The sequence below is a fragment of the Paraburkholderia dinghuensis genome, from assembly GCF_003837865.1.
GTDB lineage: Bacteria > Pseudomonadota > Gammaproteobacteria > Burkholderiales > Burkholderiaceae > Paraburkholderia > Paraburkholderia dinghuensis.
This window is the reverse complement of record NZ_RQIS01000008.1, coordinates 81,961-96,511: the sequence shown is the minus strand read 5'-3', so window position 1 is coordinate 96,511 and position 14,551 is coordinate 81,961. Positions and strand designations below refer to the sequence as shown.

15 protein-coding genes are annotated in these 14,551 nt (G+C 65.0%); 11 read left to right on the top strand and 4 right to left on the bottom strand.

What is annotated here, in order from left to right; genetic code table 11:
* Window positions 1–207: 207 nt before the first annotated feature.
* From flhF to D1Y85_RS12690, 3 genes are read left to right on the top strand one after another with little or no spacing between them, the layout of a single operon-like run.
* On the top strand, window positions 208–2,133 hold the full coding sequence (flhF, locus tag D1Y85_RS12700) for a flagellar biosynthesis GTPase FlhF (RefSeq protein ID WP_124151417.1): 1,926 nt from the start codon (window positions 208–210) through the stop codon (window positions 2,131–2,133).
* Window positions 2,126–3,079: a MinD/ParA family ATP-binding protein gene (locus tag D1Y85_RS12695; RefSeq protein ID WP_124151416.1), complete on the top strand. Its 954-nt coding sequence runs from the start codon at window positions 2,126–2,128 to the stop codon at window positions 3,077–3,079. The genes flhF and D1Y85_RS12695 overlap by 8 nt, the downstream gene beginning before the upstream one ends.
* Window positions 3,080–3,125: 46 nt before the next feature.
* A complete protein-coding gene (locus D1Y85_RS12690; RefSeq protein WP_124151415.1) occupies window positions 3,126–3,863 on the top strand; it encodes an RNA polymerase sigma factor FliA in 738 nt (245 codons plus the stop codon).
* 164 nt (window positions 3,864–4,027) lie between these two features.
* Here the strand turns inward: D1Y85_RS12690 and D1Y85_RS12685 are convergent, their stop codons facing one another.
* The 4 genes from D1Y85_RS12685 to flgA all read right to left on the bottom strand — a co-directional run bounded on the left by D1Y85_RS12685 (window position 4,028) and on the right by flgA (window position 7,560).
* Window positions 4,028–5,065 carry a hypothetical protein gene (locus D1Y85_RS12685; RefSeq protein ID WP_124151414.1) on the bottom strand — a complete coding sequence of 346 codons (1,038 nt, stop codon included), beginning with the start codon at window positions 5,063–5,065 and terminating at the stop codon, window positions 4,028–4,030.
* Window positions 5,066–5,292: 227 nt separating this feature from the next.
* Complete coding sequence (locus D1Y85_RS12680; RefSeq protein WP_124151413.1) at window positions 5,293–5,739, bottom strand: flagella synthesis protein FlgN; 447 nt, start codon at window positions 5,737–5,739, stop codon at window positions 5,293–5,295.
* A gap of 34 nt (window positions 5,740–5,773) precedes the next feature.
* Window positions 5,774–6,118 (bottom strand): flagellar biosynthesis anti-sigma factor FlgM, encoded by a 345-nt coding sequence (flgM, locus tag D1Y85_RS12675; protein ID WP_124151412.1) that lies wholly within the window; start codon window positions 6,116–6,118, stop codon window positions 5,774–5,776.
* Window positions 6,119–6,222: 104 nt separating this feature from the next.
* Window positions 6,223–7,560, bottom strand: a complete 1,338-nt coding sequence (flgA, locus tag D1Y85_RS12670) for a flagellar basal body P-ring formation chaperone FlgA (RefSeq protein ID WP_124151411.1) — start codon at window positions 7,558–7,560, stop codon at window positions 6,223–6,225.
* Window positions 7,561–7,763: 203 nt separating this feature from the next.
* On the opposite strand from flgA, the gene D1Y85_RS12665 reads away from it, so the two are divergent.
* The 8 genes from D1Y85_RS12665 to D1Y85_RS12630 all read left to right on the top strand — a co-directional run bounded on the left by D1Y85_RS12665 (window position 7,764) and on the right by D1Y85_RS12630 (window position 14,551).
* Window positions 7,764–8,360: a flagellar basal body protein gene (locus tag D1Y85_RS12665; protein WP_124151410.1), complete on the top strand. Its 597-nt coding sequence runs from the start codon at window positions 7,764–7,766 to the stop codon at window positions 8,358–8,360.
* Window positions 8,361–8,456: 96 nt separating this feature from the next.
* Window positions 8,457–8,882: a flagellar basal body rod protein FlgC gene (gene flgC / locus D1Y85_RS12660; protein ID WP_124151409.1), complete on the top strand. Its 426-nt coding sequence runs from the start codon at window positions 8,457–8,459 to the stop codon at window positions 8,880–8,882.
* Window positions 8,883–8,979: 97 nt separating this feature from the next.
* Window positions 8,980–9,696, top strand: a complete 717-nt coding sequence (locus D1Y85_RS12655; protein WP_124151408.1) for a flagellar hook assembly protein FlgD — start codon at window positions 8,980–8,982, stop codon at window positions 9,694–9,696.
* 33 nt (window positions 9,697–9,729) lie between these two features.
* A complete protein-coding gene (gene flgE, locus D1Y85_RS12650) occupies window positions 9,730–10,995 on the top strand; it encodes a flagellar hook protein FlgE (protein ID WP_124151407.1) in 1,266 nt (421 codons plus the stop codon).
* Between the two features lie 35 nt (window positions 10,996–11,030).
* Complete coding sequence (gene flgF / locus D1Y85_RS12645; protein WP_124151406.1) at window positions 11,031–11,789, top strand: flagellar basal-body rod protein FlgF; 759 nt, start codon at window positions 11,031–11,033, stop codon at window positions 11,787–11,789.
* A gap of 48 nt (window positions 11,790–11,837) precedes the next feature.
* Window positions 11,838–12,626 (top strand): flagellar basal-body rod protein FlgG, encoded by a 789-nt coding sequence (gene flgG, locus D1Y85_RS12640; RefSeq protein WP_124151405.1) that lies wholly within the window; start codon window positions 11,838–11,840, stop codon window positions 12,624–12,626.
* A 30-nt stretch (window positions 12,627–12,656) separates the two neighbouring features.
* Complete coding sequence (locus tag D1Y85_RS12635; RefSeq protein ID WP_124151404.1) at window positions 12,657–13,358, top strand: flagellar basal body L-ring protein FlgH; 702 nt, start codon at window positions 12,657–12,659, stop codon at window positions 13,356–13,358.
* Window positions 13,352–14,551 carry a flagellar basal body P-ring protein FlgI gene (locus D1Y85_RS12630; RefSeq protein WP_124151403.1) on the top strand — a complete coding sequence of 400 codons (1,200 nt, stop codon included), beginning with the start codon at window positions 13,352–13,354 and terminating at the stop codon, window positions 14,549–14,551. Before D1Y85_RS12635 ends, D1Y85_RS12630 begins: the two co-directional genes overlap by 7 nt.

Here is a 14,551-nt window from a genome sequence, read left to right as displayed (position 1 = left end):
CGCACCCGCATGTGTCCGCCATTGGGCGAATAGCCCGCATTTCCCCTCCCTGATCCACCGATCGTGACACCCTCGCGTTCGAAATAATTCAAGCATCGGAAAAACCCAGCGCGGTGCCGCGACAACGTTGGCGCACCGCCCGGATCGCACGGCCAGCAGCACGAAGACGGCGGCGCGCATGCCGCTTACCTCATCGGGAGGGTCAGCTTGAACATTCGGAAATTCATCGGCGGCAACAGCCGCGACGCGCTGCGCCTTGTACGCGAAGCATTGGGCGCGGACGCCGTCGTGCTGTCGAATCGCACGCTGGATGACGGCAGCGTCGAAATCGTTGCGCTCGCTGACCGCGACCTCGCTGCGATCGCACCCGCCGACGCCGCCGCGTCCGCAGGTCTTCCCGCGGACGCGAAGACGCGCGCACGCCCGAAGGCGGCCGGTGCTGGCTCCGCAGCAAACCCCTACGCGAGCGGCATGCCGGATCTGTTTTCGTCGGTGTTCGGCGCGAGCCCGGAAGTGGGCGGCACGCCGGGCGCTCCGTCCGCCTATGCGGATGCACCGGGAATCGCCAGCCATACCGACGATAGCGGCGATAACGATGACGCCGATGTCTCGGTTTCCCTCGCTTCGACCCCTCCGGCTGCGCCGCGCAGCGCGTCGACTTCGGCCGGCAACGCCACGAATGGCGCGATGACCGGCGCAGCACAGCCGTCGATGATGAAGCCGCCGCTGGCACCACTTGCGCCGCTGTCGTCGCGTGACGTGCCGAATCCGATGTCGCCATACGAAGCCGCTGCGCTGCTCGAACAGGCGGCGCGGTCGTCGTACACCGAACCGTCCGCCGCAGCGCAGCCGCGCACGATGGCCGAATCGAATCCCTGGCTGATCGATCACGCTCGCCGCATCGTCGGTGAGCAGGAAGCCGCGCGCGTGGCGGGCCTCACGCCGTCGGCGGCCATGGCGAGGGGTTTCGGCAAGCCCGCCGATCCCGTGCTGTCGCCCGACGTCGAAGCCATGACACCCGACTGGGCGCGCGAAGCCGCTGATGTGGCCGCCCGCCGTGCCGCGCAGCGTCTTGGTCTTTCCGCCGACGCGGCCGCATCGAGTGACACGCCGCAGACCATGAGCGAAGCGATCCGCGCTCGCGTGGAGCAGGTGGTCAACGAAACGGTGATGAGCGAACTCGCGTCGATACGCGGGATGATGGAAGAGCAGTTCGCGGGCCTCGTGTGGGGCGATCGTCAGCGACGCAGCCCGATCCAGGGTTCGCTCACGAAGCAGATGTTCGCGGCCGGTTTCTCGGCGCAGCTCGTGAAGATGGTGATCAACCGCCTGCCCGCAGTCGAAACCGAAGAGGCCGGCATGGAGTGGATCCATTCGGTGCTCGAATCGAACCTGCCGGTCCTCGATGACGAAGAGGCCCTCATGGAGCGCGGCGGCGTGTTCGCGCTGATGGGGCCGACGGGCGTCGGCAAGACGACCACCACCGCGAAGCTCGCCGCGCGCTGCGTGATGCGTTTCGGCGCGAGCCGCGTGGCGCTCCTCACCACCGACAGCTACCGTATCGGCGGCCACGAGCAACTGCGCATCTTCGGCAAGATCCTCGGCGTTTCGGTGCACGCGGTGCGCGACGGCGCGGACCTGCAACTCGCGCTCAACGAACTCAAGAACAAGCACATCGTGCTGATCGACACGATCGGCATGAGCCAGCGCGATCGCGCCGTGACCGACCAGATTGCGATGCTGTGCGGCGCGGGCCGTCCCGTGCAGCGTCTGCTCGTGCTCTCGGCGACGAACCACGGCGACACGCTCAACGAAGTCGTGCAGGCCTACCAGAGCGCACCCGACAAGGCGCCGCTCGCCGGTTGCGTCCTCACCAAGCTCGATGAGGCGACGAACCTTGGCGGCGCGCTCGACACCGTGCTGCGCTACAAGCTGCCGGTCTACTACGTCTCGACGGGCCAGAAAGTGCCCGAGAACCTTTACGTGGCCCAGCGCCGCTTCCTGGTTCGAAGCGCGTTCTGCGTGCCGCGCGAAGACTCGCCGTTCGTGCCGCACGAGGACGACATTCCGGCTCTGCTCTCGGCGCTGTCGACTCGCACAGGGTCGCAGGCCCCCGAGGTCCGGTTTGGATAAATTCGTCATCGACCAGGCCGAAGGATTGCGACGGCTGCTCGCGCGGGAAGGCTCGCGCGTGGTCGCCGTGACGGGTGGCCCAGGGTCGCCAGGCCGCACCACCACCGTCGTCAATCTCGCCGCCGCGCTCACGGCACAGGGCAAGGACGTGCTCGTGATCGACGAGTGTCCGGGCGCGCAGTCGGTGTGCGCGACGCTCGGGACGGTGCGCGGCGCCGCCAACTTCGCGGCCCTCATGCGCGGGGAGATGGAGCTTGCCGACGCGGCGGGGCAGCACGCACTCGGTTTCGGCGTGCTGGTCGTTTCCGCCGAAACCCGCGCGCAGTACTCGGATGAGCAATTGCAGAAACTGCTGGCGGGGCCCGCCGACGTCGTGTTGATCGACACTCAGCTCGACGCCGACGGCGCCCTGTCATCGCTCGCCGTGCACGCACACGACGTGCTGGTCGTGATGCGCGTCGCCGCGCAGTCGATCACCGACACGTATGCGTGCCTGAAGCGTCTGCATTTCGCGCATGCGATCGGGCAGTTCCGTGTGCTCGCGAACCACGTGGCGAGCGTCGCCGATGCCGAGACTACGCTCGAGAACCTCGTCGGTGTGGCGAGCCGCTATCTGAACGTTTCGCTGGAATCGGCCGGCTGCATCGCGGCCGAAACGCACATGGCGCGCGCGCAGAAGCTGGGGCGCTGCGTCGTCGATGCGTTTCCGTCGGCGCTCTCCGCACGCGACTTCCGTCGCCTCGCCGCGGATCTGCCGCACTGGCCGATGCGCCCGGCGCTGTCGTCGCGTTTGCCGGGCGCGTCACGCCTGTCCGGCGACACCGACGCGGACCGCGCTGACGCATTTGTTTCCTCCGTTACAGGCGACCAATCCGCAAGCGCGCCCGCCCATACGGGCTGGCGGGCTGACTTACCCGTACAGCGGTCCTCGACACAGCACGCGTGAAGCGGCGCATCGGGGTCACAGGGGACACGAGAAGCAGGAGAGCATGATGTACAACGCTCAAGGAAAAATCTCGCAGGCCGACGTGCTGGCGAGATACGCGCCGCTAGTGCGGCGTCTGGGACTGCAGCTCGTCGCCAAGATGCCTGCCAGCGTCGACCTCGACGATTTGATCCAGGCCGGCATGATCGGCCTGCTCGACGCGGCCAACCGCTACAAGGAAGACCAGGGCGCGCAATTCGAGACCTACGCGAGCCAGCGCATTCGCGGGGCGATGCTCGACGAGCTGCGCAGCAACGACTGGCTGCCGCGCAGCCTGCGCCGCACGTCGCGCGAAGTGGAGATGGCCGTGCATCAGGTCGAGCAGCGGCTCGGGCGCGCTGCTAGCGAAACGGAGGTCGCCGTTCACCTGAACATGCCGCTCGATGAGTACCAGTCGATGCTGCAGGACCTGCACGGCAGCCAGCTCATCTACTACGAAGACTTCGATCGTTCTGCAGAGGACGAGCCGTTTCTCGACCGTTACTGCGTCGATCACACGGACCCGCTTTCGGCGCTGCTTGACGATAGTCTGCGCGGTGCGCTGGTTGAATCGATTGACCGTCTGCCCGAGCGCGAGAAGCTGCTGATGTCGCTCTATTACGAGCGCGGGATGAATTTGCGGGAGATTGGTGCGGTGATGGAGGTGAGTGAGTCGCGTGTGTGTCAGTTGCATAGCCAGGCTGTTGCAAGGCTGAGGACGCGGTTGCGGGAGATGGCTTGGGCTGGTGCGGAGAATCAGAATTGAGTGGGTGTTGATGTGCGGTGATGGCTCCGCGTTGAGACTGTTGCGCGGCTGAGCGAGGCCTGAAAAACGGTTCTTCGCAGATTTTCAGGGAAGGGCTCTGTTCGAACCGTTACGGGCCTTCGCCGCAAACTCACTCAGCAGAAAGATCAGGCCTTGTCGGCGAGTTACGATGCGCGGCCCCTGATCCTTTCGAGGATCTCAGTGACGTGCTTCGGATATTTACCGCTGAAGTACTCGAAAGTCAGTGGATTGGCTGTATAGAAGTGACAGCAGAACTCAACCCAGTTTTCCGTTTTCAGTGGGCCGTTGATCTTGAAGACTTTGCGCGATCTAGCCTTGATGTGCGCAGCGGTCTTCATCGTCATGTTGAAGTCGGAATCCCGTCTATGGAAATACTCTTCTTCCGTGAAAAGCTGGATCGCGCCGTCGAAGTGCCTAAAACAGTTGGCAGCGAGATCGAACTCGGCGTGCAGGTAGCGGGCGGGGAAGTAGTACTGCCCCTCTATCTCGATCCGAATGTCCTCCGTCTTCATTTCCAGGGCCTGAAATGACTTGATGCCATCCGACTCACTCCACTTGATGTCTAGACAGTAAGCGTTGGCGAAGAAGAAAGAGACATGCCGGGATTCGAGATCAAGGGGTGGCCGTAGCTTGACGGTTCCGGGTTTGATATTTCGGATGTCCTCGTCAAAGGGAGCGCCGTACCAGGTGTCAGCCTCGAAGTAGCCCAGCCCGTCGACGTCGATCCGGACCCGGTCTTCGTCGAGGGCAATGTATTTCTCTATGCCAGGGCTGTCGAACTGCCAGAACAGGTCTATAAACCTCGGGGCCCAGTTGTTGACTGCGTGCATTCCGCGCCGGTAGCAGGGGTCGGCCATCAAGATAAAGTCGGGTCCGGCAAAGCATCCTTCGTATTGGGAGCTGGGAGGAAATCGGCGCGCGATCTCGTCGAATGGCAGCAGTCCGTCACGCTCCGTCCTTACTGGTCCCAGTAGCGTTCTTGCGATGCCCTTCGCCTTGGCAACGATGCCGGTGGTCTGGACATACTCAAATGACTCGGCGTTGAGGCTCACGCCCTTGGATGCGGCCAGAGCCGTGAACTTCGCAATCAAATCAGATGCTTCGGCCAGCCGTTTCCGGGACTGTTTTTCGATGTCCGCTAAATAATGCACCATTATTTCGTCGTATTCTGGGTCAGGCATCACAGTATTCCGAGCAGGTGATAGAGCTCCGCCAATATACATGCGCAATCCTTCCGACTGGACGATCGCTCCAAAGGACGAACTCGCAAGCGTGGCGCATTGGGCCGGAAATGACTGCTTCTCGCCGACTACAGCCCGACCGCAAACGGTCTCCCCGGAAATCCGCGAAAAACAAAAAAAGCCGAAGCGCAAAACGCTTCGGCTTTTTTTATTCGCACAGCGCGGCTTTATAGCCCGAACGCAGGCAACCGCCCATCCGGCCCATAGAGTGACGGCCCGCTATTCCCAGTATCGCCACGCAAAATCGACAGCGACCGCCGGTTATGGTCCATGCGCGTGCGAATCATCATCCCGACCGTAATATTCGCGCGTCGTGCACGCTCAGTCGAACCCTTGAGCAGTTCCCACTGCCCCGCGAGTCGCTGGTCGTTTTCGCAAGCCATCTCAATCCCCTTGCGTCCAGCCGGCAGACCAAGCCCGGCCAACTGGGCATCGCGTGCTTTTTCGAGCCCCGCGAGACGCTGCGTGAGCACCGTCTTCTGCTCGACGATCTGCGGCAGGGTGTTCATGCCGTCCAGGCTCGTGAGCGCCTTCTGTTCGACGGCGAGCAGCGAGGCGAACGCCTCAACCGCAGCGTGCTCATCGATCAGCGTGGCTAGCAAGGTGTCTTTCATGGTTCAACGAAAAAAGTCAGTGGCGGGTGCGCCTTCAGTTCCCCGACGACGGTTTGAGCAGGTTGCGCGCGGTTTCCAGCACGCCGTCCGCGATCTTGCCGGTGTCGATTTGCAGCGTACCGTTGCGGATCGCGTCCTTGATCGACTCGACGTGGGCCACGTCGATGTCGGCAGAGCCGCTGGCCGCGAGCGAGCGCAGCGTCGACGAGAGCGAAGACAGGCTCACGTTGGCGTCGCTGCCGGTGCTGCTCGAAGCGGTGGTCGCGGCCGAAGTCGTGCCACCGGCACTCGTGGCGCCGGCGGAATCGCCTTGCTGTGTGCGCGTCACGTCGGCTTGAAGCGAGCGCGCGCCATTGCGGCTGGTGGAGTCAACTTTCACGATGGGGCTTCCTGATCGATTTGATCGTGATATCGGCAAGTGCCGGCCCGAACTTTAGCGCGAAAGTCCAAACGTTACATGCCGTTACGTGCACAGTCCCACATTCATATCTGGACCTGCACCGTCCCCGCATCCTTTACGACGCCCGTGATGATCTGCCCCCCTTCCGTGCGCACGCGCACTTGCTGTCCCGGTGCGGCGGTGTTGAGCGCGCTGCCTTCCGCGGAGATCGTGAAGTTGGTGCCCTCGGCGATCACCTTGACGGTCTGTCCCGAAACCACGGACGACGCGCTGCGCAGCATGTCGGTGCGCAGCGGCAGGCCCGCCGAGATGCGCAGCAGCGCGAGCGCGCCGGCGGCTTGCGACGTATCGGTGATGACCGTGCGCGGCAGGGTCGCGAGATCGCCCTGGCGCGGCACGAGATCGGCGGCGGAGAGCATCTGGCCGGGTTCGATCTGGCGCGCGGCGGTGTAGTAGGTGATGTCCACGGCGACGCGCGCGGCGACGTAGAGCGTCCACGGCTTCGCGCCGACACAGCGCACGCCCACGGTCGTGCGACCCCACGTCTGCGCGCCGGGCGGCATGAACGTTTCGAGCTGGGTGCAGGCGGCGAGGCCGCGCGGGAATGCCGGCGAGACGGTGACCGTGACGTGGCCAGGCAGGCCGGCCGACTGCTGCTGCAGGAACGCGAGCGCGGCCGCATGGACCGACTCGCCGTCTTGCTGGCCCTGCGGCACTTGCGCGCCAGCGCTGTTCTGCGCTGTGTTTGCCTTCGCGTTTGCTGCTGCTGCGGCGGCGTAGCGCTGGATGACATTTGCGCGCGCATTGGCGGCGCTGAGCGCGGCGTTATCGGCGGCAGTGTTGGGCGTGGCCGCAGGCGACGAGCCAGCGACAACCGGCACGACGCGGTTCGCGCCCGTGCCCACACTCACGCGCGGCAGCGCGGGCGCGCCGTTGCGTGCGAGGGCGGCGGGCGTCGCCGGGGTGCCGGGTGCGGGAATCGTGACGATGTTGGGCGCGCTGGCCTGCGATGAGCCGGCCGTACGTTCGCCCGGGCCGGGAATGGTGATCATGCCGCTTTGCGCATCGTCGCTGGGCGCGGGTGTCGGTGCAAGCGGCGTCGCGCCCGCAACGGCAGGCGCAGTTGCTGCGCTGTGACCTCGGGCATCGAGCATCGAGCTCATCTGCGCCGCCTCGGCGCCGTTCTGGCCGCTCGGGCCTGCAATATAGATCTGGCCGCCGGGCGTCTGCGCGAGCGCGCCGCTGCCTGCAAGGCCGCAGCACAACGCGAGCAAGGGGCCGCCGAGCCACACCGCGAAGCGCGTACCGCGCGAGGCAACCGCATTGCCGCTCACGGGCGCGGCGGCGAGACGGGACAAAACGCCGCGCGAGCGCCGGCCCGCGCCGTTATCCGGCGTGCGGGAAGAGGCAGTCTGCGGCATCGTCGTTCTCCATCTAATGCATTGACACGTATCGGATTCTAGGCGGCGAACCCCGGTCGGTAACGACGAATAGAGGGGCGCTTTCCCGGCTATTCGTTCGATTGGAACTTGTCAGCCGCCCCTAATATTCCCCTCCATGCGAAAAGGTCTGCGCATGTTTTGCGCACCCTGGGCACCTCATTTCGTGTAACGGAGAACGCACGATGCTGGACAAACTCGACGCCGAATTCGCGTTCGGCCGCGAAGCGCTCGACGTGCGCGCCACTCGCCAGGCGCTGATATCCGCGAACATCGCGAACGCCGATACGCCCGGCTATCAGGCGCGCGACGTGGACTTCGCGTCGTCGCTGGCTGGCGCGCTCCGGCATGCCGGAGCGACGACCGCAGCGGGCGTCTCCGGCGTGACCGGCTCGTCCGCGACGATCGGCATGGCAGCCGCAGGCGGCACGGGTGGCAGTTCAGGCACGGGCGGAACGGCGTCGATGGGCGGCAGCAACGGCGTGCCGCTCGCGATGTCGGCCCCGGCGGGCGTGACGAGCGGAATGACGATGGCGGCCACGGAATCCGGCCACATGATGGGCAACGCGAGGCTGACGCCGACGGGCGGCCCGACCCAGCAGTACCAGAGCCCGCTGATGTATCGCAACCCGACGCAGCCCGCGCTCGACGGCAACACGGTCGATCTCGACACCGAGCGCGTGCAGTTCGCCGACAACTCGCTGCACTTCGAGTCGGGCATGACGGTGCTTTCGCAACAGATCAAGACGATGCTCTCGGCGATCACGTCGGGTTCGAGCTAAGGCCCGCGCCACGATACGAGCTAGCAGGGCAGTTAGCAGGCAGCAGCAAGCAGCAGGCAGAAAGACGAGTTCGCATTCCGTGAGGTCAATGAAACCATGCCAAACCTGATGAACATTTTCGGCGTTGCCGGCTCCGCCATGACGGCCGAGTCGCAGCGTCTGAACGTGACGGCGTCCAATCTCGCCAACGCCGATTCGACCACGGGGCCGGACGGCCAGCCGTACAAGGCCAAGCAGGTCGTGTTCGCGGTTGACCCGCTCGGCGGCGCACACACGCGCTCGGGTCAGCAGGTGGGCGGCGTGAAGGTGACGGGCATCGTCGACGATCCGACGCCGATGAAGATGACCTACGACCCGACTAACCCGGCAGCGAACTCCGATGGCTACGTGACGATGCCCAACGTCGATCCGGTGCAGGAGATGGTGAACATGATCTCGGCGTCGCGCTCGTACCAGGCCAACGTCGAGACGCTGAACACCGCCAAGACGCTGATGCTCAAGACACTGACGATCGGCACCTGAGCGGGTATCTGAACGCCTTTAAGGCCGCGCGACCAGGCAAACGTTACGCCAGGCCACACGACGCAGCGGCACAAGAAACGCATCCGAGGAGAACGCGTTGACTACGAACACCACCATCGGCGGCAGCACCGCCACCATGTCGCAGCAGTTGCTCGACACGATGAACGGTACGAACTCCGCTTCGTCCAGTTCGTCGAGCAGCACGAGCAGCACGAGCGCGGCCAACCTGCAGACCACGTTCCTGCAGCTGCTCGTCGCGCAGTTGCAGAACCAGGATCCGACCAATCCGATGGACAGCTCGCAGATGACCTCGCAGCTGGCGCAGATCAACACGGTGTCGGGCATCAGCCAGCTCAACACGTCGCTGACGTCGCTTTCGACGCAGCTCTCCGCAGGCCAGAACGCGCAGGCCGCGCTCCTGATCGGCTCGACCGTGCTCGCCCCGGGCAACAGCGTGGCAGTGTCGAGCGGCTCGGCGCCGCAACTCGGCGTCCAGATGGCCACGGCGGCCTCGGACGTGAAGGTACAGATCACCAACTCGTCGGGCAAGATCGTCGGTTCGATCGACCTCGGGCCGCAGTCGGCGGGCACCGTGCCGGTCACCTGGAACCCCGTCGATTCTTCGGGCAATACGCTTCCCGACGGCACCTATTCGCTCAGCGTTTCGGCCACGGTCAACGGCGCGGCCGGCACGGGCACGGCGCTCGTCGCGAGCAAGGTGCAGGCCGTGATGCAGCAGTCGAACGGCACCGCGGGCCTCTCGCTTGCGAACGGCAGCACCGTCCCGCTTTCGAGCGTGGCCGGCATCCTCTGATCAAGACATAGACATTTCGCGGAGTAGATAGACATGGGCTACCAGCAAGGTTTGAGCGGCCTCGCCGCAGCGTCGAACGACCTCGACGTGGTCGGTAATAACATCGCGAATGCGAACACCGTGGGCTTCAAGTCGAGCACGGCGCAGTTCGCGGACGTTTACGCGAACTCGGTCGCGACTGCGGTCAACATGCAGATCGGCCTGGGCGCGTCGTTGTCGGAAGTTCAGCAGAACTTCTCGCAGGGGACGATCAACACGACGGGCCAGGCGCTCGACGTGGCGATCAACGGCAACGGCTTCTACCAGATGTCGAACAACGGCACCATCACGTACACGCGCAACGGCGTGTTCAACCTCGACAAGAACGGCTACATCGTCGATGCCGCCGGCAACGAGCTGATGGGTTACGCGGCGGGCGCGAACGGTATCGTCAACACGGCGCAGACGGTGGCGCTGAAGGTGCCGACCACCAACATCGCGCCGCAGCAGACGTCGAGCATCACTGCGCAGGTGAACCTGAATGCGCAGGCCACGGCGCCGACCAACCCGGTGTTCAATCCGGCCGATCCGACCAGCTACAACTACTCGACCTCGATCACGGCCTACGACTCGCTCGGCGGGACGGAGCAGGTCAATATGTACTTCGTGCAGAATGCCGTCGGGACGACCGAAGCGTACGCCACGGCGAACGGCACGACGACAGACCTTGGACAGATCCAGTTCAACTCGTCAGGCCAGATTTCGGCCACGAACCCGAACGCAGCGGCTCAAGCCGCGGCTGTCCTCAATGGCGCCCCCGCGGCGGGGCCGGGTACCGGCAGTTTCAATCTCGCGCTGACCCCGACCGACGGCGCAGGCCCAACATTCGTCAACATCAACTTCACGGGCACGACCCAGTACGGCGGCGCGAGCGGCGTGAACAACCTCGCGCAGGACGGTTACGCGAGCGGCACGCTCTCGAACTTCTCGATCGGCACGGACGGCACGATCACCGGCAACTACTCGAACGGCCAGACCATGGCGCTCGGCCAGATCGTGCTCGCGACGTTCAACAATCCGAACGGTCTCGTGAACCTCGGCGGCAACCAGTTCGAGCAGACGATCCAGTCGGGCGTCGCGCAGGTCTCGACGCCGGGCAGCACGAACCACGGCACGCTGCAGGGCGGCGCGCTGGAGCAGTCGAACGTCGACCTCACGAACCAGCTCGTCGATCTGATCACCGCGCAGCGCAACTACCAGGCGAACGCGCAGACGATCAAGACGCAGCAGACCGTCGACCAGTCGCTGCTCCAGATGTAAGCCAACTAACAGGCACTTGAGACTCCGGGCGAATCATGGACCGTTTGATCTACACCGCAATGTCGGGCGCGACTCAGTCGCTCGAACAGCAGGCCGTCGTCGCGAACAATCTCGCGAACGTTTCGACCACGGGCTTTCGCGCACAGCTTGCCAACTTCCGCGACGTCCCGATGGCGTTTGGCGACGGCTCGACGGTCGACGATCACACGACGCGCACGTTTGTGCTGTCGGCGACGCCCGGTTCGGACATGACGCCCGGCGCGATCTCGAAGACCGGTAACCCGCTCGACATCGCCATTCAGGGCCAGGGCTTCATCGCCGTGCAGGGCGCCGACGGCAACGAGGCGTACACGCGCGCGGGCAATCTGCACGTCGACGAGAACGGTCAGCTCGTCACCGCGAACAACCTCCAGGTGATCGGCACCGGCGGTCCGATCGCGGTTCCGCCGGGCTCGGCGGTGACGATCGGCTCGGACGGCACGGTGTCGGCCATCGCGCCGGGCAGCCAGCCCGTCGCGATCGCGATGATCGACCAGATCAAGTTCGTCAATCCGCCCGCGGGCACGCTGACGCGCAGCGACGACGGCCTGTTCCGCACCGCCGACGGCAACCCCGCCGATGCGGACCCGACCGTGCAGATCGCCACGGAAGCGATCGAAGGCAGCAACGTGAATCCGGTGGCGGCGATGGTCTCGATGATCACGAACGCGCGCCAGTTCCAGATGCAGACGAAGCTCCTGCAGACCGCCGACCAGAACGACCAGACAGCCAACCAGCTGCTCCAGTTCACCTAAGCATAGAAGGCTCGCGCCACGCGCCGGGCCAACGGGGAGAGAAACAGCATGAACCGATCGCTCTACATCGCCGCTACCGGCATGAACGCGCAGCAGGCGCAGATGGACGTGATCTCGAACAACCTCGCGAACGTGAGCACCACCGGCTTCAAGGGCTCGCGCGCCGTGTTCGAGGACCTGATGTACCAGACGCTGCGTCAGCCGGGCGCGAACTCCACGCAGCAAACCGAACTGCCTTCGGGCAGCCAGATCGGCACCGGCGTGCAGCAGATCGCGACCGAACGCCTGTACACGCAGGGCAACCTGCAGCAGACCGGCAACTCGAAGGACCTCGCCATCAACGGCGCGGGCTTCTTCCAGGTTCAGATGCCGGACGGCACGACCCAGTACACGCGTGACGGCTCGTTCCAGACCAACGCGCAGGGCCAGCTTGTGACGGCGAGCGGTTATCCGGTGATCCCGCAGATCACGGTGCCCGCGAACGCCACCTCGCTGACCGTCGGCAGCGACGGCGTGGTCACGGTCACGACGGCCGGATCGAGCGCCACCACGACGATCGGTTCGCTGCAGCTCGCGATGTTCATCAACCCGGCCGGCCTGCAGTCGAACGGTGAGAACCTGGTGTCGGAAACGGCTTCGTCGGGTGCGCCCACGATCACGACGCCGGGCCTGAACGGCTCGGGCACGCTCAACCAGGGCTACATCGAAGCGTCGAACGTGAACGTGGTGCAGGAGCTCGTCAACATGATCCAGACCCAGCGCGCGTACGAAATCAACAGCAAGGCCGTCAATACGTCGGATCAGATGTTGCAGACGCTCACGCAGATGCAGGTTTAAATCAGGCACGGAATTGAGGCGGTGACCAGCATGGCCGGACGAATCAAACATCGCACGCGCGCGGCGGCCCTTGTGGCCACGACGGCGCTCGCCGGCCTGCTCGCGCTTGGCGGCTGCGCGTATTTCCCCGAACACAAGCCGATCACGCAGCAGCCGATGACGGCCGTGCCGCCGCCACCGCCCGTCAACTCCTCGCCTGGCTCGATCTTCAATCCCGGCTATGCGGGACGTCCTCTCTTCGAAGATCAGCGTCCGCGCAATACCGGCGACATCCTGACGATCGTGATCGCGGAAAACATCAACGCGCAGAAGTCCTCCGGTGCGAACACCAAGCGCGGCGGCAGCACAAGTTTTGCCGTGCCGGTCGCGAGTTTCGCGCCGGGCCTGTTCTCGCGCATGAATCTGACCGCGAACGGCGCGAACCAGTTTGACGCCACGGGCGGCGCCAACGCCTCGAACACGTTCAACGGCGTGATCACCGTGACCGTGACGAACGTGCTGCCCAACGGCAATCTTCTCGTGTCGGGCGAGAAGCAGATGCTCATCAACCAGGGTAACGAGTACGTGCGTTTCTCGGGCGTCGTCAATCCGAACACCGTTGCCGGAGACAACTCCGTGCTGTCCACCGATGTCGCCGATGCGCGTATCGAATACTCGGCCAAGGGCGTCATCAACGAGGCCGAGACCATGGGCTGGCTGCAACGCTTTTTCCTGAACATCGCGCCATGGTGAAGATCCGCTTTAAACAGGCGCGCCGCACGCGCGTGAAAGATGCGCTCGCCGCGCTCGGTGTGGTGCTCGGCTGCCTGTTCGCGGGCGCGGCGCTGCTCACGTTCGCCAACCCGGCGCACGCCGAACGCGTGAAGGACCTCGTCGCGTTCCAGGGCGTGCGCGACAACCCGCTCATCGGCTACGGCCTCGTCGTGGGCCTCGACGGCACCGGCGACCAGACCACCCAGGCGCCGTTCACGACGCAGACGCTCGCGAACATGCTCGCGAACCTCGGCATCTCGATCAACAACACGTCGAGCGCGAACAGCACCACGTCGCCGCTCACGAACATGCAGCTCAAGAACGTCGCCGCCGTGATGGTCACGGCGACGCTGCCGCCGTTCGCACGTCCCGGCGAGGCGATCGACATCACCGTGTCGTCGCTCGCGAACGCCAAGAGCATTCGCGGCGGCACGCTGCTGCTCACGCCGCTCAAGGGCGCGGACGGCCAGGTGTATGCGCTCGCGCAGGGCAACGTGGCGGTGGGCGGCGCGGGCGCGTCGGCCAACGGCAGCCGCGTGCAGGTGAACCAGCTCGCCGCGGGACGCATCTCGGGCGGCGCGATCATCGAGCGCTCAGTGCCGACGACGGTCGCGCAGCAAAGCGGCATGCTGCAGATGGAAGTCAACGATATGGACTACGACACGACGCAGCGCATCGTGGCGGCGGTCAACAACATGTTCGGTCCTGGCACGGCCACACCGCTCGACGGCCGCACGATCCAGGTCCACGGGCCGGCCGATCCGGGGGCGCAGGTCGGCTTCATCGCGCAGATCCAGAACCTCGATGTGCGCCCGGCCCAGGCGGCGGCGAAGGTGATCCTCAACGCGCGCACGGGCTCGATCGTGATGAACCAGATGGTGACGTTGCAGAGCTGCGCGGTCGCGCACGGCAACCTCTCCGTCGTCGTGAACACGCAGACGGTAGTGAGCCAGCCTGGCGCGTTCTCGAACGGCACCACTGTGGCGGCGCGCCAGTCGCAGATCCAGATGAAGCAGGACAACGGATCGCTGAAACTCGTGACGGCGGGCGCCAATCTCGCCGAAGTCGTGAAGGCGCTCAACGCGCTCGGCGCGACGCCGGCGGATCTCATGTCGATCCTGCAGGCGATGAAGGCGGCGGGCGCATTGCGCGCCGACCTCGAAATCATCTAA